19 protein-coding genes are annotated in these 22455 nt (G+C 71.3%); 5 read left to right on the forward strand and 14 right to left on the reverse strand.

Translation table 11 applies throughout. The annotated features are described in order from the left end of the window. Positions 1–107: 107 nt before the first annotated feature. The gene (locus OG408_RS33105; RefSeq protein ID WP_326673508.1) at positions 108–1127 is read right to left on the reverse strand and encodes an ABC transporter substrate-binding protein; all 1020 of its coding nucleotides are present in this window, start codon (positions 1125–1127) and stop codon (positions 108–110) included. A gap of 347 nt (positions 1128–1474) precedes the next feature. Between OG408_RS33105 and OG408_RS33110 the strand changes: the two genes are divergently transcribed. The 3 genes from OG408_RS33110 to OG408_RS33120 are packed head-to-tail and all read left to right on the forward strand — an operon-like array spanning position 1475 to position 2822. Further along, entirely contained in the window at positions 1475–1897 is a 423-nt protein-coding gene (locus OG408_RS33110) for a hypothetical protein (protein WP_266784914.1), read from the forward strand. Beyond that, complete coding sequence (locus OG408_RS33115) at positions 1897–2592, forward strand: DUF6338 family protein (protein ID WP_326673509.1); 696 nt, start codon at positions 1897–1899, stop codon at positions 2590–2592. Before OG408_RS33110 ends, OG408_RS33115 begins: the two co-directional genes overlap by 1 nt. After that, a complete protein-coding gene (locus OG408_RS33120; RefSeq protein ID WP_266784918.1) occupies positions 2589–2822 on the forward strand; it encodes a hypothetical protein in 234 nt (77 codons plus the stop codon). Before OG408_RS33115 ends, OG408_RS33120 begins: the two co-directional genes overlap by 4 nt. A 20-nt stretch (positions 2823–2842) precedes the next feature. Here the strand turns inward: OG408_RS33120 and OG408_RS33125 are convergent, their stop codons facing one another. From OG408_RS33125 to OG408_RS33165, 9 genes are all read right to left on the reverse strand, one after another. Beyond that, positions 2843–5707 (reverse strand): CHAT domain-containing protein, encoded by a 2865-nt coding sequence (locus OG408_RS33125; protein WP_326673510.1) that lies wholly within the window; start codon positions 5705–5707, stop codon positions 2843–2845. Positions 5708–5888: 181 nt separating this feature from the next. Then, complete coding sequence (gene pssA / locus OG408_RS33130; RefSeq protein WP_266786573.1) at positions 5889–6707, reverse strand: CDP-diacylglycerol--serine O-phosphatidyltransferase; 819 nt, start codon at positions 6705–6707, stop codon at positions 5889–5891. Between the two features lie 22 nt (positions 6708–6729). Next, positions 6730–7377 carry a phosphatidylserine decarboxylase gene (locus OG408_RS33135; RefSeq protein WP_266784922.1) on the reverse strand — a complete coding sequence of 216 codons (648 nt, stop codon included), beginning with the start codon at positions 7375–7377 and terminating at the stop codon, positions 6730–6732. A 180-nt stretch (positions 7378–7557) separates the two neighbouring features. Continuing rightward, complete coding sequence (locus tag OG408_RS33140; RefSeq protein ID WP_266784924.1) at positions 7558–8763, reverse strand: acyl-CoA dehydrogenase family protein; 1206 nt, start codon at positions 8761–8763, stop codon at positions 7558–7560. Between the two features lie 2 nt (positions 8764–8765). Beyond that, positions 8766–9293, reverse strand: a complete 528-nt coding sequence (locus OG408_RS33145; protein WP_266784926.1) for a MaoC family dehydratase — start codon at positions 9291–9293, stop codon at positions 8766–8768. 2 nt (positions 9294–9295) lie between these two features. Beyond that, complete coding sequence (locus tag OG408_RS33150) at positions 9296–10261, reverse strand: HpcH/HpaI aldolase/citrate lyase family protein (protein ID WP_219569937.1); 966 nt, start codon at positions 10259–10261, stop codon at positions 9296–9298. Next, on the reverse strand, positions 10258–12270 hold the full coding sequence (locus tag OG408_RS33155; RefSeq protein ID WP_266784929.1) for a protein meaA: 2013 nt from the start codon (positions 12268–12270) through the stop codon (positions 10258–10260). Before OG408_RS33155 ends, OG408_RS33150 begins: the two co-directional genes overlap by 4 nt. Position 12271: 1 nt before the next feature. After that, entirely contained in the window at positions 12272–13609 is a 1338-nt protein-coding gene (gene ccrA, locus OG408_RS33160; RefSeq protein WP_266784930.1) for a crotonyl-CoA carboxylase/reductase, read from the reverse strand. Positions 13610–13984: 375 nt separating this feature from the next. After that, positions 13985–14794, reverse strand: coding sequence for a GNAT family N-acetyltransferase (locus OG408_RS33165; protein ID WP_326673511.1), 810 nt, complete (start codon positions 14792–14794; stop codon positions 13985–13987). Positions 14795–14923: 129 nt separating this feature from the next. Between OG408_RS33165 and OG408_RS33170 the strand changes: the two genes are divergently transcribed. Beyond that, a complete protein-coding gene (locus tag OG408_RS33170; protein WP_266784932.1) occupies positions 14924–15742 on the forward strand; it encodes a restriction endonuclease in 819 nt (272 codons plus the stop codon). Between the two features lie 55 nt (positions 15743–15797). Here the strand turns inward: OG408_RS33170 and OG408_RS33175 are convergent, their stop codons facing one another. Both OG408_RS33175 and OG408_RS33180 read right to left on the reverse strand, forming a co-directional pair. Next, positions 15798–16613 (reverse strand): TetR family transcriptional regulator, encoded by an 816-nt coding sequence (locus OG408_RS33175; RefSeq protein ID WP_266784933.1) that lies wholly within the window; start codon positions 16611–16613, stop codon positions 15798–15800. Positions 16614–16704: 91 nt separating this feature from the next. Continuing rightward, complete coding sequence (locus OG408_RS33180) at positions 16705–18486, reverse strand: 3-hydroxyacyl-CoA dehydrogenase family protein (protein ID WP_266784934.1); 1782 nt, start codon at positions 18484–18486, stop codon at positions 16705–16707. Between the two features lie 373 nt (positions 18487–18859). Here OG408_RS33180 and OG408_RS33185 point away from each other — a divergent pair, with 373 nt between their 5' ends. Continuing rightward, complete coding sequence (locus OG408_RS33185) at positions 18860–19432, forward strand: adenylosuccinate lyase (protein WP_266784935.1); 573 nt, start codon at positions 18860–18862, stop codon at positions 19430–19432. A 148-nt stretch (positions 19433–19580) separates the two neighbouring features. On the opposite strand, the gene OG408_RS33190 is transcribed toward OG408_RS33185, so the two are convergent. Further along, the gene (locus OG408_RS33190; protein WP_266784936.1) at positions 19581–21167 is read right to left on the reverse strand and encodes an alpha/beta hydrolase; all 1587 of its coding nucleotides are present in this window, start codon (positions 21165–21167) and stop codon (positions 19581–19583) included. A gap of 129 nt (positions 21168–21296) precedes the next feature. Beyond that, complete coding sequence (locus OG408_RS33195) at positions 21297–22346, reverse strand: Rv2578c family radical SAM protein (RefSeq protein ID WP_326673512.1); 1050 nt, start codon at positions 22344–22346, stop codon at positions 21297–21299. Positions 22347–22455 lie beyond the last annotated feature (109 nt).

The following is a 22455-nucleotide window of genomic DNA, read 5'->3' on the forward strand; positions in this document are numbered from 1 at the left end:
GTAAACCTGTCAGGAATGCGTGAAGTGCGGGGATTGGGCGGGAAATCCGCGCGACGGACCACAGGCTCGGTGCAAGTGGTTTGCGGGTCGCGGAGAGTGACGGCCGGTCAGACCCTCCGGCCGTCCATGCCCAGAAAGCCGAACCGGCCCCGCTCCACCCGGTAGATGAACACGCCCGTCCCGGCGTACATCCCGTTCGCCGGTTCGAAGGCATAGCTCCTGGACACACCCTTGAACGTGTTGGTCCGCAGCACCGGCAGCAGGTCCTGCCGCGTCACCCGGTCCCGCCCCAGCCCTCCGGCGCACGCGGAGATCAGCCCCACCGCGTCGTACGCCTCCGCGGCGAACAGCGGCGGAGCCGCACCGAACCGCCTGCGGAACGCCGTCGCGAACCGGCGCACCGAGGGCACCGTCGCCGGATCGGCCGAGGTGGACACCACCAGCCAGCCCTCTGCCGCCGCCCCGGCCTCCCGCACGAACCGCGGATCGTGCACCGCCTGGGTGGCGATCCGGGGCCCCCGGTACCCCGCGGCCGACAGCGCCCGCGCGAACCGTGCCGCGTCCTGCCAGTCACCGCCGTGCACCACCGCCCCGGGCCGGCCCGCCGCGATCCGCGCCGCGACCGCGCCGACGTCCCGCGCGTCCGTGCGCACCGTCTCCGCGCGCACCGTACGGCCGTTGCCCCGCAACGCCTCACTCAGGAACCGGGTGGCCTGTCTGCCGTACTCCGTCCCGTTGTCCACCAGCGCGATGTCGTCCAGGCCGTGCGCGCCGAGGTACTGGGACACCGGCAGCATCTGCATCGCGTCGTTGGGACGGGCGCAGAGGAAGATCCGGCTGAGATGACCGTCCAGGTGCCGCTGCTCTCGTACGGCCGGTGCACGGCCATGCCGGCGGTCCAGTCGTCCGGTCCCAGCACCGCCCGGCGCAGTGTCCGGGCCTGCGGAGCCGACTTGGGCACCCTGGCCGGGTCGGGCGTGAAGTCGTACGCGTCCGGCAGCTCGCCGGGCTTGGTCGTCGGACCGGAACCGGGTGTGCCGGACGGCCCCGGCGACTCCTTCCCGCTCACCGGCGCGGACGTCCTCGGCGCCGGGGCGCCCTCCGTCCCGGCCTGCTTCTCCGCGCATCCCGTCAGCAGCGCGGCCGCCACCGAGATCACCGCCAACGCCCCCGTGCGCCGTCTTCCCGTCGCATGCGCCATCTCATGGACCCCCGTCCCCCGAACCGGCAAGTGCCGTGATTCCAGGAGCCGGGACGTACCGGGGGAGTGGGTACACGTACTCACTCCGTGCTCCCGGCCACCCGGTCGGTACGGAGCACGCGCCCCCTGGTCACGACCGCGCACACCGGCTCCCGTACCCGTGCTCGGTATTCACCCGAATGAGCGACCGCGATGGAGCGGTGGCACGACTAGCCTTGTCCGTAAGGCAATTGACCGCCGATCGACTACGGACAGCGGGGGGAGGCACGGATCATGCATGTTCCGGAGCAGGTGGTGTACGGGCTGGTGCTCGCGCTCGTCGTCCTGTCGCCCCTCATCGGATTCGGCCGGACCAAGTGGCTTGCCGTGTTCACGCTGCTGAACATCGGTGAGTACCGAGTGCTCCTCGGCGAGGACCCGTTCACGATGGCGGTCGCCGTGACGGCCCTGCTCGGCGCCCTGCTGCTGCTCCTGGAGATGACGGCCTCCCATGTGATGTCCGGCGTCCTCTGGATGGTCTGCGGGGTGCTGGTGGCCCTGGCCTTCGCCAACAAGGAGGTCACCGCCGACTGGATCGTGGCGGCGAGACCCTGGGTGGCGATCTCGACCGGGGTGGCGGCCGCGGTCCTGGCCGTCCGGGCTCGCCGGGCCCGGCTGATCGCGCACGATCCCTCCGAGGGGCTGCGGGGCATGTGATGGGACAGTCCCCCTCCACCGTGCTCCAGGTCATGCTGCTGGTGCTCGTCGTCCTGCCGGGCGTCACCTACCAGTTCCTCCGCGAGCGCCTTCGCGGCCCGGTCCCGGGCGAACGGGACCTGGGGGAGCGGGTGCTGCGGGCCGTGGCGGCCTCCGTCGTCCTCGACACCCTGTATCTGGTCGCGGCGGGGCCGCAGCTGGTCCGGTTCGCCCGGCACTCCGGCGCGGGCGGCTGGGAGGCCGTCGCCCGGCAGCCCCGGCCGGCCGGACTGCTCGGACTCGCCCTGTTCGTCGTCGTACCGGCCGCCGCGGCCGGGGGCGTCACCTGGTGGCAGCGCCGTCTGCGGCCCGCGCGCTACGGCTCGACGCCCACCGCGTGGGACCACCTGTTCCGCGACGCGGGACCCTGCTTCGTCCGCATGCGGATGCGGGACGGGGCCTGGGTGGGCGGCTGGTACGGGAACAGCTCGTACGCCACCTCGTATCCGCAGCCCCCCGAGATCCACCTCGAATCGGCCTGGCTGATGAGGGCGGACGGCAGCTTCGTCCGGCCCGTCCGGGACAGCGCCGGTCTGCACATACGCGCGGCGGACACCGACGTACTGGAACTTCTCCACCGGCCCGCCGCCGCACCGCCGCCCGGCACCACGACGACGGCCGTCCCGGCCGTCCGATCCGGCGAGGAGCCGACATGACCGCGTCCCGTCCCGACGAACCCGAACTCACCGCCTTCGAGAAGGCACTGGCCGCGCGGGGCGAGGGGGACCACCGGGGCTACACCCCCAGCGCCACCGTGGCCGAACCCACCCGGGGCCCCTCGGACCCGGCCGGAGTCTCCGTCCCCCGGCAGGACACCGGCCCGGCCCCCGAGCCCCCGGAACCGGCACCGCAGCCCGGGACGAGCGGCGCCGACGCCTCCGGGTAGCCCCCGGGCCCGAGCCGGCCTCAGCACCCCACGTGCAGATAGCTGGCCCAGAACTGCGGACGGTTCGGGCACAGTTCGCGGACCGCCAGGGTCGCGCGGTGCACGGCGGCCGCCGCGTCGACCGGGGCGCCGGAGCGTACCGAGCCCGCGAGTTCCGTGTAGACCCGTTCGGCGAAGACCGAGCCGACCTCGTCCCGGACCGGCCAGAGCGTGGCGACGACCTGGCGGTAGCCCGCCAGCTGGAACGCCGTGGCCAGGTGGATCGCCTCGTCCGCATGCCGGGGTGCTGTGCGTGCCGTCTCGCACGAGGACAGATACGCGAGCTCGGGATGTCCCAGGTCGAGCCCCGACACGTCCTCGACGGTCAGCGGACTCCGCAGGTGGTCGTGGAGGAGCAGCCCGCCGCGCGAGGGGACGTCGCGGTCGGCCACCGCGTGACAGGCGAAATGGGCCCAGGCGTGGTGCGGGAGTTCCCGCAGCACCCGCTCCCGCGTCGCGTCCTCGTCGGTGAGCCGCACGGTGTCCGGGAAGAGGCCGCACACCATGCGCGCCTCCGCCTCGGCGCCGGCCAGCGGCGCGGCGTCCGGAGTGCGGGACATCGTGACGGCGAGGGGCACCGGGAGGCCGACGGGGGCGGCGCGCGCGGCGCGGGCCGTGGCCAGCGACCGTACCGTCGGGGTGTAGGACGAGATCACCCGGTCCAGCAGGGAGCGCGAGCCGTCGCGATGCCCCGCCGCGTGCACCGGCAGCAGCGCGAGGGCGCCGGTCGGCACCCACCACACCCGGGGCAGCCCCGGCCCGCCGTGCGCGGCGTGCAGGTCTTTCAGCGCACCGAGCACCGGCTCGGCCACGGCGTCCCACAGCCAGCCCAGCACCTCGTGCACGGCCGCGGCCCTCTCCCCCTCGGCGGTGGAGCGCCGGCGGTCCAGCGCGGCGTCCAGGGCCCGCTGCCGGTGCCCCGCGTCGTCCGGGGTGACCCGCAGGGGGACGGACCGGATGCCGTCGGGCGCGATGATCACGGCGTCGGAGCGGTACCGGCTCACGTTCAGATAGACGACGGCCCCCTCCGCGGCCCCGGCGACCAGCCGCTGCGGGGAGGGCGGCCCCGCGAACTCCGCGAGCCCGTCGAGCGCACGGATCTCCCGCAGCAGCTCGTCCCAGCGCTCGCCCTGCGCACGGCGCCGGGAGCGGAGACCGGCGGAGGACGCGGCCGGGGACGCGGCGGGTGCGCCGGCCGGCGGCCGCCCGCCATGCCCCTCGGCCAGTGCCGCCCGCAGCTCCTCGAACTCGTCCGCCAGCCGGGGATCGCGGGCCCGCAGCTCCCGGATGTCGGCCCGCAGATCCAGTTCCCGCGACAGCAGCACGCCGCGCCCCTGTTCGAGCAGCGCGACCGCCCGCTCCGGCGCGCCCTCGGCGAGGGCACACGCCGCGGCGTCCGCCGCGATGCCGGTGTGGCGGCCGAGCCGGTCCTCCTGGTCGGCGCGGCGCAGCTCCCGGCCGGCCAGCCGCGGCAGCAGCGCGATCACGGTCTCGAACGCCGTCACCGCGTCCCGGTACCGGCCCGCCGAGGCCGCGATGTCGCTCCACAGCAGCCCGGCCCGCAGCCGCGTCGGCACGTCCGCCCGCGTGTGCAGTGCCGCCGCCCGCGCCGCGTCGAGGGCCGCGCCCAGCCTTCCGTCCCCGGCGGGCCCGCGGTCCCGGTCCGTGTCGTACCGGGCACGGTCCCGCAGGGCCAGCGCCGCGACGACCTGGAACACCGCCTGCTCGGGGGCGTCCGCCGGGGCCGTGCGCAGAGCGCGGCCGCTCAGGTCGACCGCCTCGTCCAGATCGGCCGTGGACGGCGAAGGACCGGTGCCGGACGCGCCCGGCCCCATGGCGTTGCGGGTGCGGAGTGCCAGGCCGAGATTGCTCAGGGACGTCGCGTACAGCGCCTCGCCCGGCTCGGTGCTCTCCAGCGCCTCCCGTCCCAGCTTCACGGCCCGGTCGAGGTCGCCGATGCCGCCGGTCCGCTGCCCCCGCTGCACCAGGAGATGGCACAGCGTGGCCCGGTCCGCCGCGCGCCGGTAGCCGCGCCCGTCGGCCCACTTCACCGCCGCCGACACCTGGGTCACGGCCTCCTCCAGGACGTCGAGGTCATCGGTGCGCAGGAAGTCGCTGTGCAGCGAGGCACCGAGGTGGCCGCAGGTGCCGGGGTAGTACGGGCTGCGCGGCGGGACCAGCCCGACGGCCTCCCGGCCGGCGGCGACGGCCCGGGCCAGATCGTCCGCCGCGCCGAGGTGGTCGTAGCGCAGCCGCAGAGCGGTACCGAGCTGGGAGAGCAGCCGGGCCCGGACCGCCCGTCGCGCCCTGGCCGGATCGGCCCCCTCGCCGGCGCCGACGGCCTCGTCGAGGTCCTGGATCCGGCCGAGCCGTTCGTAGCGCATCCGCAGGGCCTTGACGAGCTCGGTGACGTAACCGGGGTGGGAGCCGTGTCCCAGGCTCTTGCGGACGGCGGTGCGCAGACCGTCGACTGCGTGGTCCAGGACGGTCAGGTCGTCGGACGCGGCGTACTCCCGCAGCCGCTCCCGGCCCCGGGCCGCCTGTTCGGACGCCCCCAGCGGGTCGTGGTCCGGGTTGGCCCGCTGCTGGGGACTGCTGGGGGCCATGCGCAGCAGGGAGGCCGCGCCGGACACCGTCGCCGCCACGTAGGTCGACGGGCCGTACCAGGAGGGGGTGGCGCCGGGGAAGACCCACACGCCCTGCTCCACCAGCTGCGAGACGACGAACCCCAGCATGCCCCAGGGCATCCGGCCGCCCGCGACGGCGACGAACCGGTCACCGGCGCAGAAGTAGAACAGCATCGTCAGTGTGGAGAGCACACCGATCGCCAGTGGCCAGTCCGACATCCGCGGCGGTACCCCTCCCCGGGCCCGCCACGTCCCGGCCGGCCCCCTCGGCACCGTACCGCCGGGTCCGGCACGGCAGGGGAGAAGTTCCCGTACGGGTGGATGCGGGGAGCCGGTTCCGGACGCACGAGGGCCCGGATGCCGGGGAGCATCCGGGCCCTCGTCCTGCTGTGCTGTGCGGCTACGGCAGCTGTGCTGCCCGTGCCTCGCGCCGGTTGTCGCGGAAGCTGTTCACCCGGCGGGCGGTCGCGAAGAGCGGGATGACCGCTCCCAGGACCACCTGGAGCGCGCAGCCGGTCTGGAGGAGCAGCTGACCGCCGGGGGCGTCGAAGGCCCATCCGGCCAGCAGCCCCATCGCGGCGACGATCCAGCCGAGCATCGCCACCGCGAGGACACCTCGCGGCTTGGGGTACTCGACCCGGCTGACCATCAGCCACGCCACTCCGATGATCGCGAGCAGCGTCGGCACGAAGGGCAGCTCCAGGAGCACGATCGAGATGACCGTGAGCGCTCCGAAGGGGCTCGGCATGCCCTGGAACATGCCGTCCTTCAAGGTCACGCAGGAGAATCTCGCCAGCCTGAGGACCACCGCCAGCAGGACCACGATCGCGGCGAGCGCCGAGACCCGCTGGTGTGCGTCGTCCGCGACCATGCCGTAGACGAGCACGAAGTAGGCCGGGGCGAGCCCGAAGCTGACCAGGTCCGAGAGGTTGTCCAGCTCGGCACCCATCGGCGACGAGCGCAGCTTGCGGGCCACGAGTCCGTCGAACAGGTCGAAGATGGCGGCCATGAGCATGAGGATCACGGCGGTGGCCGCGGAGTGCCGGGCCATGCCGCTCTCGTCGCTGCCCGTCAGGTGCGGGATGAGGATTCCGGTGGTGGTGAAGTACACCGCCATGAATCCGCACGTGGCGTTACCGAGGGTGAGGGTGTCCGCTATCGACAGCCGCATGGAGAGCGGCATGTCCTCGGCGTCGTCCTCCGCCTCGGCCTCCGGCACCCAGCCGGCCTGTGTATCGGGATCAATCACGGTCAATGCGAGTCACCCCCGCGGTGGTGGCCTGGCCGACCTCGACCGCGACGTCCACACCTTCCGGAAGGTAGATGTCGACACGCGAGCCGAAGCGGATCAGACCGATGCGTTCGCCCTGCTCGACCTTCGTCCCCTGCGGAAGGTAGGGAACGATGCGGCGGGCGACGGCTCCGGCGATCTGCACCATCTCGATGTCCCCGAGCTCGGTGTCGAAGTGCCAGACAACGCGCTCGTTGTTCTCGCTCTCCTTGTTGAACGCCGGGACGAACCCACCGGGGATGTGCTCGACCGACGTCACGGTGCCGGCCAGGGGGGCGCGGTTCACGTGGACGTTCAGCGGGCTCATGAAGATCGCGACGCGGGTACGCCCGTCCTTCCACGGCATGATGCTCTGCACCACGCCGTCGGCCGGTGAGATGACGCGACCCTGGGTGATCTCGCGCTCGGGGTCGCGGAAGAACCACAGCATGCCCGCCGCGAGCGCGGTGGTGGGCACGGCTACCGCCGCCCAGCGCCCGGACCTGCGGGCCCGGGTCAGGCTGAGTGCGGCGGTGGCGACGGTCGGCAGGAGCCACGGCGAAGCTCCGCGTGCGATGCGGACCCCGCCGCGTGTGGCAGAGGTATGGCTGTCGGGCATGGATGACCTTCGTAGCGGATGAGGCCGCGCTGGCAACGGGGGACGGCGGCTTTCCGGCGATGTTATCGGTTGCGGACCGCAACTGGGCAAGCCAGCAGCCGAGTCGGACGTCTGGAAGGCACCGGATGAGGATGACAGGGTGTGATCTTCTTCGCGGTAAAATCACCCCGAAAGGGACAATCAACCCTGGAAACGGTACTCCTCAAGCAGTCGGCGCCCGATGATCATTTTCTGGATCTCGGCGGTACCTTCACCGATCAGCAGCATCGGGGCCTCGCGGTAGAGGCGCTCGATCTCGTACTCCTTGGAGAAGCCGTAACCGCCGTGGATACGGAAGGCGTCCTCGACGACTTCCTTGCAGTACTCGGAGGCGAGGTACTTCGCCATCCCTGCCTCCAGGTCGTTTCGTTCCCCGGAGTCCTTTTTGCGCGCTGCATTTACCATCATCGCATGGGCGGCCTCGACCTTGGTGGCCATTTCGGCCAGCTTGAACTGGATGGCCTGGTGCTGGGCGATCGGCTTTCCGAAGGTGTGGCGCTGCTGTGCGTAGGAAACGCCCAGTTCGAATGCACGCTGTGCGACGCCGCAGCCACGCGCAGCCACATTTACCCGGCCGACCTCCACTCCGTCCATCATTTGGTAAAACCCTCGGCCCGTGGTGCCGCCCAGGACACGATTGGCCGGAATGCGCAGTCCGTCCATGATGAGCTCGGTGGTGTCGACCCCCTTGTAGCCCATCTTGTCGATCTTCCCCGGGATGGTGAGGCCGGGCCGCACCTCGCCGAATCCGGGCTCCTTCTCCACCAGGAAGGTCGTCATCGACTTGTGCGGGGGCGTGCCCTCGGGGTGGCCTTCGTCACTCCGGCACAGCACGGCGACGAGGGTGGACGTGCCACCGTTGGTCAGCCACATCTTCTGGCCGTTCAGGACGTACTCGTCGCCGTCCTTCACGCCCTTGGAGGTGATCGCCGCGACGTCGGAGCCCAGTGCCGGCTCGGACATCGAGAACGCGCCGCGCACCTCACCCAGCGCCATCCGCGGCAGGAAGGTGTCCTTCTGCTCCTGCGTGCCGTGCTGCTTGAGCATGTACGCCACGATGAAGTGCGTGTTGATGATTCCCGACACGCTCATCCAGCCGCGGGCGATTTCCTCCACGCACAGCGCGTATGTGAGAAGCGACTCACCCAGGCCCCCGTACTCCTCGGGAATCATCAGCCCGAACAGGCCGAGTTCCTTGAGTCCCTCGACGATCTCCGCCGGGTACTCGTCGCGGTGCTCCAGCTGGGTCGCGACCGGAATGATCTCCTTGTCGACGAAATCCCGGACCGTGGAGAGGATTTCCTGCTGGACGTCGTTGAGTCCGGCCGTCTGGGCGAGTCGCGTCATGGCTACTTCTCCACGTTCTTCTGCGAAGGCTGCTTCAGCTCCGGGCGGCCGGGCTGCTCGCCGCCGCGCTGCTTGATGTACGTCTCCGTGGGGACCATGACCTTGCGGCGGAACACGCAGATCAGCGTGCCGTCCTGCTTGTAACCCTTGGTCTCCACATAAACGATTCCGCGGTCGCTCTTGGACTTTGACGGGGTCTTGTCCAGAACGGTCGTCTCGCCGTAGACGGTGTCGCCGTGGAAGGTCGGCGCCACGTGCTTCAGCGACTCGACCTCCAGGTTGGCGATCGCCTTTCCGGAGACGTCCGGCACCGACATCCCGAGCAGCAGCGAGTAGATGTAGTTGCCGACGACGACGTTCTTGCCGAAGTCGGTCGTCTTCTCCGCGTAGTTGCTGTCCATGTGCAGCGGGTGATGATTCATGGTCAGCAGGCAGAAGAGGTGGTCGTCGTATTCGGTGACGGTCTTCCCGGGCCAGTGCTTGTAGACGGCACCGATCTCGAATTCCTCGTACGTGCGTCCGAACTGCATGATCAGGCCTCCGGGGCTTCGAACTTGGAGGTGCGCTGCATGCCGGCCGCGCGCCCCTTGCCCGCGATGACCAGGGCCATCTTGCGGCTGGCCTCGTCGATCATCTCGTCGCCGAGCATCGCGGAGCCCTTCTTGCCGCCCTCCTCGGAGGTGCACCAGTCGTACGCGTCGAGGATGAGCTCGGCGTGGTCGTAGTCCTCCTGCGAGGGCGAGAACACCTCGTTGGCCGCGTCGACCTGACCGGGGTGCAGCACCCACTTGCCGTCGAAGCCGAGCGCCGCGGCACGGCCGGCGACCTCGCGGTACGCGTCCACGTCGCGGATCTGGAGGAACGGTCCGTCGATCGCCTGGAGGTCGTGCGTACGGGCCGCCATCAGGATGCGCATCAGGATGTAGTGGTACGCGTCCGCGCCGTAGCCGGGCGGCTGCTGGCCGACGACCAGGGTCTTCATGTTGATCGAGGCCATGAAGTCGGCCGGGCCGAAGATCAGGGTCTCCAGGCGCGGCGAGGCGGCCGCGATGTCGTCGATGTTGACGAGGCCCTTGGCGTTCTCGATCTGCGCCTCGATGCCGATCTTCCCGACCTCGAAGCCCATCGTCTTCTCGATCTGGGTGAGCAGCAGGTCCAGCGCGACGACCTGCTGGGCGTCCTGGACCTTCGGCAGCATGATGCAGTCGAGGTTGGGCCCCGCGCCCTCGACGACCGTGATGACGTCGCGGTACGTCCAGTGCGTCGTCCAGTCGTTGACCCGCACGACCCGGGTCTTGCCCGTCCAGTCGCCGTTGTTCAGCGCGTCGACGATGTGGTGCCGGGCGCCCTCCTTGGCGAGCGGCGCGCAGGCGTCCTCCAGGTCGAGGAAGACCTGGTCGGCCGGGAGGCCCTGGGCCTTCTCCAGGAACCGCGGGTTGGACCCGGGCACAGCCAGACAGGAGCGACGGGGACGCAGGCGGTTCACGGGCGTGGTCATGCGGGGACCTCCAGAGGGTCGAGCTTGTTCGCTTTCCGGATCTCGTCGACGATACGGCCGATGATCTCCGTGATACCGAAGTCCTTCGGGGTGAATACGGCGGCGACACCGGCCTTGATCAGGGCCTCGGCGTCGGCGGGCGGAATGATCCCGCCCGCGATCACCGGGATGTCGCCGGCGCCGGTGCGGCGCAGCCGGGTCAGTACGTCCGGGACCAGCTCGGCGTGCGAACCGGACAGGATCGACAGGCCGACGCAGTGCACGTCCTCGGCGACGGCGGCCGAGACGATCTGCTCGGGCGTCAGGCGGATGCCCTGGTAGACGACCTCGAAGCCGGCGTCGCGCGCGCGCACGGCGATCTGCTCGGCGCCGTTGGAGTGCCCGTCCAGGCCGGGCTTGCCGACCAGCAGCCGCAGCCGGCCCGCGCCCAGGTCCTCGGCGGTCCTGGCGACCTTCTCGCGGACGAGCGCCAGCGGGGTGCCCGCCTCGGCCGTCACCGCGACCGGGGCCGATGAGACCCCGGTCGGTGCCCGGAACTCGCCGAAGACGTCGCGCAGCGCCCAGGACCACTCGCCGGTGGTGACACCCGCGCGGGCGCACTCGACGGTGGCCTCCATCATGTTCTCGGTGCCCGCGGCGGCCTTCTTCAGCGCGGCCAGCGCCTCGGTGGCGCGGGGCTCGTCGCGGTTGTCGCGCCACTCGTGGAGCGCGGCGACGACCTTGGCCTCGTTCGCCGGGTCGACCGTCATGATCGCGCCGTCGAGGTCGGCCGTGAGCGGGTTGGGCTCGGTCGTCCCGTAGATGTTGACGCCGACGATCTTCTCCTCGCCGCCCTCGATCCGGGCGCGCCGGGCGGCGTGCGAGGAGACCAGCTCGGACTTCAGGTAGCCGGACTCGACGGCCGCCATCGCGCCGCCCATCTGCTCGATCCGGTCCATCTCGGCGAGCGAGTCGGTGACCAGCTCGTCGACCTTGGCCTCGATGACGTGGGACCCGGCGAAGATGTCCTCGTACTCCAGCAGGTCGCTCTCGTGGGCGAGGACCTGCTGGATGCGCAGCGACCACTGCTGGTCCCAGGGCCGGGGGAGCCCCAGCGCCTCGTTCCAGGCGGGCAGCTGCACGGCGCGGGCGCGGGCGTCCTTGGAGAGGGTGACGGCCAGCATCTCCAGCACGATGCGCTGGACGTTGTTCTCCGGCTGTGCCTCGGTCAGCCCGAGCGAGTTGACCTGCACGCCGTAGCGGAAGCGCCGCTGCTTGGCGTTCGTGATGCCGTAGCGCTCGCGGGTGACGCGGTCCCAGATGCGGCCGAAGGCGCGCATCTTGCACATCTCCTCGATGAAGCGGACACCCGCGTTCACGAAGAAGGAGATCCGTGCGACCACGTCGCCGAACTTCTCCTCGGGCACCTGTCCGGAGTCGCGGACCGCGTCGAGCACGGCGATGGCCGTCGACATGGCGTACGCGATCTCCTGGACCGGAGTGGCCCCGGCCTCCTGCAGGTGATAGCTGCAGATGTTGATCGGGTTCCACTTCGGGATGCGGTTGACCGTGTACGTGATCATGTCGGTGGTCAGCCGCAGCGAGGGCCCCGGCGGGAAGACGTGCGTCCCGCGCGAGAGGTACTCCTTGACGATGTCGTTCTGCGTGGTGCCCTGCAGCTTGTCCGCGTCGGCGCCCTGCTCCTCCGCGACCACCTGGTAGAGCGCCAGCAGCCACATCGCGGTGGCGTTGATCGTCATCGAGGTGTTCATCTGCTCCAGGGGGATGTCCTGGAACAGCCGGCGCATGTCGCCGAGGTGCGAGACGGGCACGCCGACCCGGCCGACCTCGCCGCGGGCGAGGATGTGGTCGGGGTCGTAACCGGTCTGGGTCGGAAGGTCGAAGGCGACCGAGAGACCGGTCTGGCCCTTGGCGAGGTTGCGCCGGTAGAGCTCGTTGGACGCCTCGGCGGTCGAGTGACCGGCGTACGTCCGCATGAGCCAGGGGCGGTCCTTCTGACGGCCGGTCATGTCAGATGTCCCGGAAGCGGTTGATGGCGTCGATGTGCTGCTCGCGCAGCTCCGCGTCGCGCACGCCCAGGCCCTCGGCGGGCGCCAGCGCCAGGACGCCGACCTTGCCCTGGTGGCGGTTGCGGTGCACGTCGTACGCGGCCTGGCCGGTGTCCTCCAGGGAGTAGACCTTCGACAGCGTCGGGTGGATCTTCCCCTTGGCGACCAGGCGGTTGGCCTCCCACGCCTCGCGGTAGTTGGCGAAGTGCGAGCCGATGATGCGCTTGAGCGACATCCACAGGTAGCGGTTGTCGTACTCGTGGGTGTAGCCCGAGGTCGAGGCGCAGGTGACGATCGTGCCGCCCTTGCGGGTCACGTAGACACTGGCGCCGAAGGTCTCGCGGCCCGGGTGCTCGAAGACGATGTCCACGTCCTCGCCGCCGGTCAGTTCGCGGATGCGCTTGCCGAAGCGCTTCCACTCGCGCGGGTCCTGGTTGTGCTCGTCCTGCCAGAACTTGTAGCCCTCGGCGTTGCGGTCGATGATCGCCTCGGCGCCCATCTTCCGGCAGATCTCCGCCTTCTGGTCGCTGGAGACGACACAGATCGGGTTGGCACCGCCGGCCAGCGCGAACTGCGTGGCGTAGGAGCCGAGTCCGCCGCTCGCGCCCCAGATCAGGACGTTGTCGCCCTGCTTCATGCCGGCGCCGTTGCGGGAGACGAGCTGGCGGTACGCGGTGGAGTTGACCAGTCCGGGCGCGGCCGCCTCCTCCCAGCTGAGGTGGTCCGGCTTCGGCATCAGCTGGTTGGACTTGACGAGGGCGATCTCCGCCAGCCCGCCGAAGTTGGTCTCGAAGCCCCAGATGCGCTGCTCGGGGTCGAGCATCGTGTCGTTGTGGCCGTCCGACGACTCCAGCTCGACCGAGAGGCAGTGCGCGACGACCTCGTCACCGGGCTTCCAGGCGTTGACGCCCGGGCCGGTGCGCAGGACGACGCCCGCCAGGTCGGAGCCGATGACGTGGTACGGCAGGTCGTGGCGCTTGCTGAGGTCGCTGAGCTTTCCGTACCGCTCCAGGAAGCCGAAGGTCGAGACGGGCTCGAAGATCGACGTCCACACGGAGTTGTAGTTGACCGAGCTGGCCATGACCGCCACCAGCGCCTCGCCCGGGCCGAGCTCGGGCACCGGCACGTCCTCGACGTGGAGGGACTTGCGGGGGTCCTTGTCGCGGCTGGCGACGCCGGAGAACATCTCGGCCTCGTCCTTGTGCACGGTCACCGCGCGGTACGACTCGGGGATGGACAGTGCCGCGAAGTCTGCGGCGGTGCTGTCCTGCGACTGGATCGCGTCCAGGATTTCCTTCACGGTGTGCCTCCGGCGGTGCGGCGTTGAGGGAACGCTTCAGGGGTCCCTGAGAACAGGGGTGACGGGTGTGGAGGTGTGCCGTCGGTTCGGCGGGCGGTGCTTCGGCTGCTTGCTCTGTGGAGCAGAAGGGTTTGCCTGTGACGCAGGCGTCCGGGCGCGCAGGCACGTGGCTTGCGGGGACAGCCGGCGTACGAAAGGTCTCTCAGCACGCCGGCCGCCCGGACGACTTCAACGTATGGCACTCCGTGACAGCTGGCAAGGCACTGGGTGCCAGCAATTTCCCTCAATTGTCATCCGGGTGCCACGCATGAGCAACACGAGGGGCGTTTTGCCGCCATGTGCCCCGTGATAGGTGGTTGGCAGGCTGCCGGCCGGTCAGGAGACGGGGCGGTAGACGTACGGCGTCGTCGTGCTCAGGGCCGTGAACCCGAGGCGCTGGAGGATCGGGCGGCTGTCCTCGGTGGCGTCGACCTGGAGGTACCGGTAGCCGCGCTCGGCCGCGATCCCCGCCCGGAAGGCGATCAGGGCCCGGTAGACGCCCCGGCCGCGCCACGCCTCGACCGTGCCGCCGCCCCACAGCCCGGCGAAGCCGGTGCCGGGGTACAGCTCCATCCGGGCCGAACTCACCGGCTCGTCGCCCGCCAGGGCCAGCACCCCGACGAAGTGGTCCGGATCCTCCTTCAGCCGGGCCAGCACCTGGTGCCGCAGCCGCGACCAGTCCGAACCGAACGCCTGCCCATGGGCCCGGGCCATCAGCTCCACATCGGCCTCGTCACGCACCGTGTGCAGCCGGACGCCGTCCGGGAGCCGGACCTCGGTGGACAGGTCCGCGACCGGCGCCACGAGCAGGGTCTCCGGCTCCTCCGGCTCGAAACCGGCCGCCAGCAGCCGCGCCCCCAGATCGGCCGGCCGGTCGTGCGCGTACAGCTTCCACTCGAACTCGTCGTACCCGAGCTCCGTCCAGTGGGCCACCTGCGCGGCGATGGCCGCGTCCGCCCGGGCGGCGTCCAGGCCGGGTGACGACCAGACGACGCCGTTCCAGTCGTGGGGCGCCCCGACCTGCCGTACGACGTCGCCGGCACGCTCGACGCGGACACCGGGGCCGTCGGGCCGGGCGAGTTCGCGCATCTCCCGGTCGAAGACGGCCAGCAGACTTTCGCGGTGTGGGGTCGTCCGTTCGCTCATCCGCACACCACAGCACCAAGCCGAGGCACCGGCAACCGATTTCACGGCCGTTGGATCACGCGGGTCTGGGCAGACGGCAGAGATGAATGATCTTGGAAGACTCATATCGGCACGGGCGGGGCGGCGTGCATGACGGCACCGATACGAGAGCGGTGCCCCGAGGGGTACACGAAGGCCTTCAGCGTGCGCAGGACTGCTTTCGGCTTCGGTGCCGTAGCCCTGCTGATCTGCGGTGGATGGCTGGCGGTGCGCACCGCGTGGGAGGGGGCGTGCAGGCATCCGGCAGCCGTGGTGCCGGTCGTGGCCCTCGTCGCGGCGGGCGTCCTGTTCCTCCACCTCCGCAGGCCGGGCCCCGCGCCGCGCGGAGGTCGCGGCCCGCTCTCCGAGGCCGTGCAAGAGCTCTTCGACCCGCCCCAGGAGCTGTTCGACCCCCCTCAGGAGCCGTCCGAACCGGTCAGCGAGCCGTACGGTCACCCTTACGAGGACGACGTCGCCCGTACGGCTGTCCTGACCGGACCGGAGTCGGAACCGGTGGATTCCGAGGAGGAACTCGCGGGCTACGCGGCCCTGGACGCCGACGCCTTCGAGGATGCCGTCGCCGCGCTCTGCGAGCGGGACGGCTGCTCCGACGTGGAAGTCGTGGGCGGTGCGGGTGATCTGGGGGCGGACGTGATCGCGACCGCCCCGGACGGGCGGCGCCTGGTCGTCCAGTGCAAGTGCTACGGCCCCGCCACCAAGGTCGGTTCCCAGGACCTTCAGAGATTCGGCGGAACCTGCTACGCCGTTCACGAGGCGGAGATCGCCGTCTGCGTCACCACCAGCGCCTACACGAGCCCCGCTCTGGACTACGCGGACCAGTGCGGGATCCAGTGCCTGGACGGCGAGGCCCTCGCGGCCTGGAGTGAGGGTTCCGCGCCGCCGCCGTGGCAGACCGACGAGGGACTCTGACGCTCCGGCCGGGCGCGCCGGGCGGGGCGGGCAGCCGGGAGCCGCACGGCCCCGCTCAGCGCTCCTTGAGCGCCTGCTGGATCGTGCGCATCACTTCGTCCAGCGGGGCGTCGGTACGCGCCACGGCGACCAGCACCTCACCCTCCGTGCTCACCGAGGCGGCCGGCGGTCCCGCCGGCTCGGTCCCGGCGGTCCGGCCCGCGCCGATCCCGGTCCCGAAGGTGTCGCGGACGATGGCGAACGCCTGGTCGAGCTGGGCCTCCACATCGCCCTGGCCGTCCGCCCGCAGCCAGCGCCGCAGCACGTGGTTGTGCGCCGTGACGACGGCGGACGCCGCGACCTCCGCCAGCAGCGGGTCGTCGTTGCCCGCCTGGTGGTCGCGCTCGTCGAAGTGGCCCAGCAGATAGCGGGTGAACAGCCGCTCGTAGCGGGCCACCGAGGCGATCTCGGCCTGCCGCAGGGTGGGCACCTCGCGGGTCAGCTTGTAACGGGCCACGGAGACCGCGGGCTTCGCCGCGTACATCCGCATGACTTCCTTGATGCCGCGGCACACCGTGTCGAGCGGGTGCTCGTGCGCGGGGGCGGCGTTGAGCACGGCCTCGGCCCGGACGAGGGTGTCGTCGTGGTCCGGGAAGATCGCCTCCTCCTTGGACCGGAAGTGCCGGAAGAAGGTCCGCCGGGCGACGCCCGCGGCGCCCGCGATCTCGTCGACCGTGGTCGCCTCGTACCCCTTCGTGGCGAAGAGCTCCATCGCCGCCGCGGCCAGTTCGCGGCGCATTTTGAGCCTCTGGGCGGCGGCGCGGGTGCCTGCGGCACTCTCCGGGACGTCGGGCGCGGCGGACACACGGGGGGACCTGGCGGGCTGGGACATGGTGTGAACGTACTGCATCGGTGCAGGAGAGCGCGCCTGTGGGGGCGGGCCGCCCGGTCGGCCGAGCAGCCCGCCCCAGCCCGCCTCCCGGTCAGCGGCGGGCATATTCGCGGAAGCCGCGCCCCGTCTTGCGCCCGAGGCAGCCGGCGGCCACCAGATGCTCCAGGAGCGGGGACGGAGCGAGGCCCGGATCGCGGAACTCGCTGTGCAGCACCTTCTCGATGGCGAGCGAGACGTCGAGGCCGACGACGTCCAGGAGCTCGAAGGGCCCCATCGGGTAGCCGCCGCCCAGCTTCATCGCCGCGTCGATGTCGTCGAGGGTCGCGTAGTGCGACTCGACCATCTTGATCGCGTTGTTGAGGTACGGGAACAGCAGGGCGTTCACGATGAACCCGGCCCGGTCCCCGCAGTCCACCGGGTGCTTGCGCACCTTGCCGCAGACCTCGCGGACCGTGGCGTGCACGTCGTCCGCGGTGAGCACCGTACGGACCACCTCGACCAGCTTCATCGCCGGCGCCGGGTTGAAGAAGTGCATCCCGATGACGTCCTCGGGCCGCGTGGTGGCCCGGGCGATCGACACGACGGGCAGCGAGGAGGTGGTGGTGGCGAGCACCGCGCCCGGCCGGCACACCTTGTCCAGCGTGGCGAAGAGCTGCTGCTTGACCGCCAGGTCCTCGGCGACGGCCTCGACCGCGAGGTCCACGCCGTCGAAGGAGTCCAGCGAGCCGGCCGCGGTGATCCGGGCGAGGGTCTCGTCCCGGGCCTCGGCCGTCAGCCGTCCCTTGGTGACCGACCGGTCGAGGGACTTCGCGATCCGGTTCTTGGCGAGGTCGGCCTTCTCCTGGCCGCGACCGGCCAGCACCACGTCGTATCCGGCCTTCGCGAAGACCTCCGCGATCCCCGAAGCCATCGTCCCGGAGCCCGCGACGCCCACCGAGCGCACGGTGCGTCCGCCACCCGTCCCGGCGTCCGCGGCCGGGGTCAGCGCGTCCGGCACCACGCTCTGGCTGCCCGGCTCCGCGTACGTGTAGAAGCCGCGGCCCGACTTGCGGCCGGTCAGCCCGGCCTCGCTGAGCTGGCCGAGGACCGGCGCGGGGGCGTGCAGCCGGTCGTGCGAGGCGGAGTACATCGCCTCCAGGACGGTGCGGGCGGTGTCGATGCCGATCAGGTCGAGCAGCGCGAGCGGCCCCATCGGCAGACCGCAGCCGAGCTGCATCGCCGCGTCGATGTCCTCGCGGGAGGCGTAGTTCGCCTCGTACATCGCGGCGGCCTGGTTGAGGTAGCCGAACAGCAGACCGTCGGCGACGAACCCCGGCCGGTCACCGACCGCGACCGGCTCCTTGCCCAGCTGCCGGGCGAGCGCGGTGACGGCCTCGACGGCCGGCGGCGCGGTCAGCACGGACGAGACCACCTCGACCAGCTTCATCGCCGGCGCCGGGTTGAAGAAGTGCAGGCCGAGGACGCGCTCCGGGTGCTGCGACTCCGCGGCCAGACGGGTCACCGACAGGGCGTTGGTGCCCGTGGCGAGGATCGCGGTGGGCGAGACGACCGCGTCGAGCTCCCGGAAGACCTGCTGCTTGATCTCGTACGTCTCCGGAACCACCTCGATGACCAGCTCCGCGTCCGCGGCGGCCTGGAGGTCGGAGAAGGTACGGAACCGGGCGAGCACGTCGCGCCGCTCCTCCTCGGTGATCCGCTCGCGCTGCACGGCGCGGGCGGTGGAGGCCTCCAGGGAGGCGACGGCCTGGCGGGCGGCCGCTTCGCTGACGTCGATACCGATGACCTCGCGGCCGGCGCGGGTCAGGACCTCGGCGATGCCGGTGCCCATCGTGCCGAGGCCGACGACGGCAATGGTGCTGAACGGGGTGTCCATCACGGGACTCCAGGGATGAGTGACGGCTGAGGGACGCACGCGGGGCGCGGCCGATGAGAGGGGCCGAAGGGCCCGACCGGCGCATGGCGTACGGGAATTGCCTGTCGTGGTGCTCGGGTCCCGGGCGCGAACCGCACGCCGGGGACGGGAAGGGGCGACGGACTCTGTCCCGGAGTCACGTCTCGCAAAGCTGCCGAACCGACAAACACTCCGGGTGGCTGCGTCACCAGGCCACCGGAGCCGGCGGGGGAGTGTCCCGCTCACATGAGGTTAACCGACGGGTAATGAGCGCGCCAGCCCCCGATTGTTGTGGCCCCCCTCACACCGAACGCCCCCGTCGGCACGCTGTGTGTCCACCGATACGCTGACGGTCATGGATGAGGAGTTCCGGTCACTGGCCCACCGGCTCGCGGACGAGTCGGGGGAGTCGGATGCCTACCGAAGACTGCTGGCCACCGATGACGACGAGGAACTGGCCCGGGTGCTCACCGAGCGCGAACGCCCGCTGTGGGCGCGCGAGATCGCCGCGTTCCGGCTGGGCTGCGGCGGCGACCGCCGCGCCTTCGAGCCCCTGGTGCTCCTGCTGAACCACCGCGACCCGGAGCGCTGCGTCGGCGCCGCCCACGCCCTGGCCCGCCTCGGCGACCCGCGCACGCCCCGCGCCGCGGCCGCCCTCGCCACCAACTCCCTGCGCACCGCCTACGCCCTGCACCCGGTCCGCCTGCTCACCGAACTGCGGGCCCCCGAATCCGTACCCGCCCTGATGCGCACGCTCTCCCGGCTGCTGGGACCGGACGAACCGCACTGGCGGGTGGCCCTGGCGTGTGTGGAGGGCCTGGGGCAACTCGGCGACACCCGGGCCCGTCCGGTCCTGGAGGCGGCACTGCCGCACCCCCGCCTCGGCGGCGCGGCCGAGGACGCGCTCAGCCGGCTGCCGTCGGGCTGAGGGGGCGTCAAGGTGTGTCTCCGCCGAAGGGGCCCCGGCACCCTTCGGCGCGCAAGCCCGCGCGTGCGTACGCAGAGCGGAGGGGCGTGCGCCGGAGCGGCCGTGACGGCCGGCCTCGCGCACGCCCCTCATGAGGTCACCGCCTCCGTCAGCCCCGGAACCCGAGCAGGCCGTGCAGCGTGCCGCCGCTCGCGTCCGTGCGGGATGCCGGTCGTGCGGACTTGGCCGTCACCGGCTTCGGGTCCGGCGTCTTCGCGCATACCGCGTCCACGTCCCCGCTACCGCCGCGCGGCACCGTCCCCTTGGCGAGATAGGCCGCCAGGTGGCGGTCCAGGCAGGCGTTGCCGCTCAGGGTGACGCCGTGGTTGCCGCCGCCCTCCTCGACGACCAGGCTCGAACCGGCGAGCTTGCGGTGCAGGGTGACTCCGCCCTCGTACGGTGTGGCCGCGTCCTCCGTCGCCTGGAAGAGCAGCACCGGCGGCAGCTTGTGGTTGGAGACCCGGACCGGGTTCAGCGGCTCCACCGGCCAGTCGGCGCAGGGGGCGTTGTACCAGGTGTTGCCCCAGGTCATGAAGGGCGCCTTGGCGTGGATGCGCAGGCTGTCGTTGCGCCAGACGTTCCAGTCGCGCGGCCACTGGGCGTCGCGGCACTGGACGGCAGAGTAGACCGAGTAACCGTTGTCGCCCTCGGCGTCGACCGCGCCGAAGCGCTCGTACGCCTTGACCAGGGCCTTCTCGTCCTTGTCGTTGACGTAGGCGGCGAACGCCCCGGCCAGGGCGGGCCAGTAGCCGTTGTAGTAGCCGCCCGGCAGGAAGGTGTCGTCCAGTTCGCCGGGGCCGACCTTCTTGCCCGCGGGATGCTTCCTGACCGCGTCCCGCATCCGGTACCAGGCCGCCTCGACCTTCGCCGGGTCGCTGCCCAGCTCGTAGGTGCTGTCGTACTTCGCCACCCAGGCCGCGAACGCCTTGTGGCGGCTGTCGAACGCGTAGTTCTGGGCCAGGTTGTCGTCGTACCAGACACCGTCCGGGTCGACGTTCGAGTCGAGGACCAGGCGCCGGACGCGGTCCGGGAACAGCTTGGCGTACACCGCGCCCAGGTAGGTGCCGTAGGAGTAGCCGAAGTAGTTCAGCTGCCGCGAGCCGGTCGCGCGCCGGATCACGTCGAGGTCCTTGGCCGCGCTGACCGTGTCCATGAACGGGAGCAGGTCCGGGTACTTCTCGCCGCAGGCGGCCGCGAAGTCGCGGGCGCGGTTCCGGTTCACCTGCTCGTCCCGCACGGAGTGCGGCACCGGGTCCGGCCGCACCGGGTCGAAGTACTTCGGCACGCAGTCCAGCGCCGGCCGGCTCTTCCCGACGCCCCGCGGGTCAAAACCGATCACGTCGTACTGGGCGGCCACCGCCTTCGGCAGCGAGGCGGCGACGAAACCCGCCATCGACAGACCGCTGCCGCCGGGGCCGCCCGGATTGACCAGCAGCGGCCCCTGGAAGGTCTTCGCCGTGTGCGGGACCCGCGACAGGGCGAGGGTGACCTGGCGGCCCGACGGGTCGTCATGGTCGAGCGGGGCGCGGACCGATCCGCACTGGAGCGTGGGGTACGACTCGGTGCCGCAGTCGGTCCACTTGACCGATGCGGCGCGCTGCGCGGCGGTGCCGGCGCTCGCCGGGGACGGCGCGGCGGTCACCAGACCGGCGACCGTCGCCCCGACGGCGAACAGAATTCCTGAACGGTTCGTCATATGGCCTCCCGTGGTGGGGGAACACGGCTGCGCGTGGCGCAGCCCCCGCCGGATGCTCCCCGTATTCGGAGGCGGAAGGACCTGTTCCGGTGAGAGATGACCCGTTTGCCCCGGGGCGTCACGCCCAGGTCAGAGCAGGGTCAGCTGAGTGGGCTCGGGACCGGCCGGCGGGGTCCGCTCCTCGCCGCGTTCCGGGAAGCCGCGCGGCGTGCCGTGGTGCGAGGGGCCGATGCCGTACTCGGCCGCCAGCTCGTGCACGTACCGGGTGATACGGCGCTGGTACCAGGTGGGGGCGTAGGCGCCGTCCGCGTAGAGCCGCTCGTACCGCCGGACCAGATGCGGATGGTGCAGGCCGAGCCACTCCATGAACCACTCGCGGGCACCGGGCCGCAGATGGAGGACGAGCGGGGTGACGGACGTGGCGCCCGCGTCGGCGACCGCGCGGACCGTGGCCCGCAGCTGGTCCGGCCGGTCGCCGAGGTAGGGGATGACGGGTGCCATGAGCACCCCGCATCCGATGCCGTGCTCGCTGAGGGTGCGGACGACGTCGAGGCGCCGCTCGGGGGAGGGCGTGCCGGGCTCCACGGTGCGCCACAGCTCCGGGTCGGTGAAGCCCACCGAGACCGAGACGCCGACCTCCGTGACCTCGGCCGCCTGTCGCAGCAGCTCCAGGTCGCGCAGGATCAGCGTGCCCTTGGTGAGGATGGAGAAGGGGTTCGCGTGGTCGCGGAGGGCGGTCAGGATGCCGGGCATCAGCCGGTAGCGCCCCTCCGCCCGCTGGTAGCAGTCGACGTTGGTGCCCATCGCGATGTGCGCGCCGTGCCAGCGGGCGGCGGAGAGCTCGCGGCGCACCAGCTCCGGGGCGTTGATCTTGACGACGATCTGCGAGTCGAAGCCGAGCCCGGTGTCGAGGTCCAGATAGCTGTGGGTCTTGCGCGCGAAGCAGTAGACGCAGGCGTGCGTGCAGCCCCGGTAGGGATTGACGGTCCATTCGAACGGCATCCGGGACGCACCGGGCACCCGGTTGACGATCGAGCGGGCCCGTATCTCGTGGAAGGTGATGCCCCGGAACTCGGGGGTGTCGAAGGTACGGGTCGTCACCGCGTCGGCGGCGAAGAGCGCGCCGGTACCAGGTGTGGTGGTCTTGGCGGGGTTATCGGCCAGATTGTCCCAGCGCATGGACGCCTCCTCGGTAGCACTGGTCCGAGAATAGAACACTTGTTCCCTTGATCGTTTTCTCCCCTTCGTCCCGGACCGGATTTTGAGCCGGGCTGCCGAGGTGGTTGGC

This window comes from Streptomyces sp. NBC_01257, assembly GCF_035917255.1.
Classification (GTDB): Bacteria; Actinomycetota; Actinomycetes; order Streptomycetales; family Streptomycetaceae; genus Streptomyces.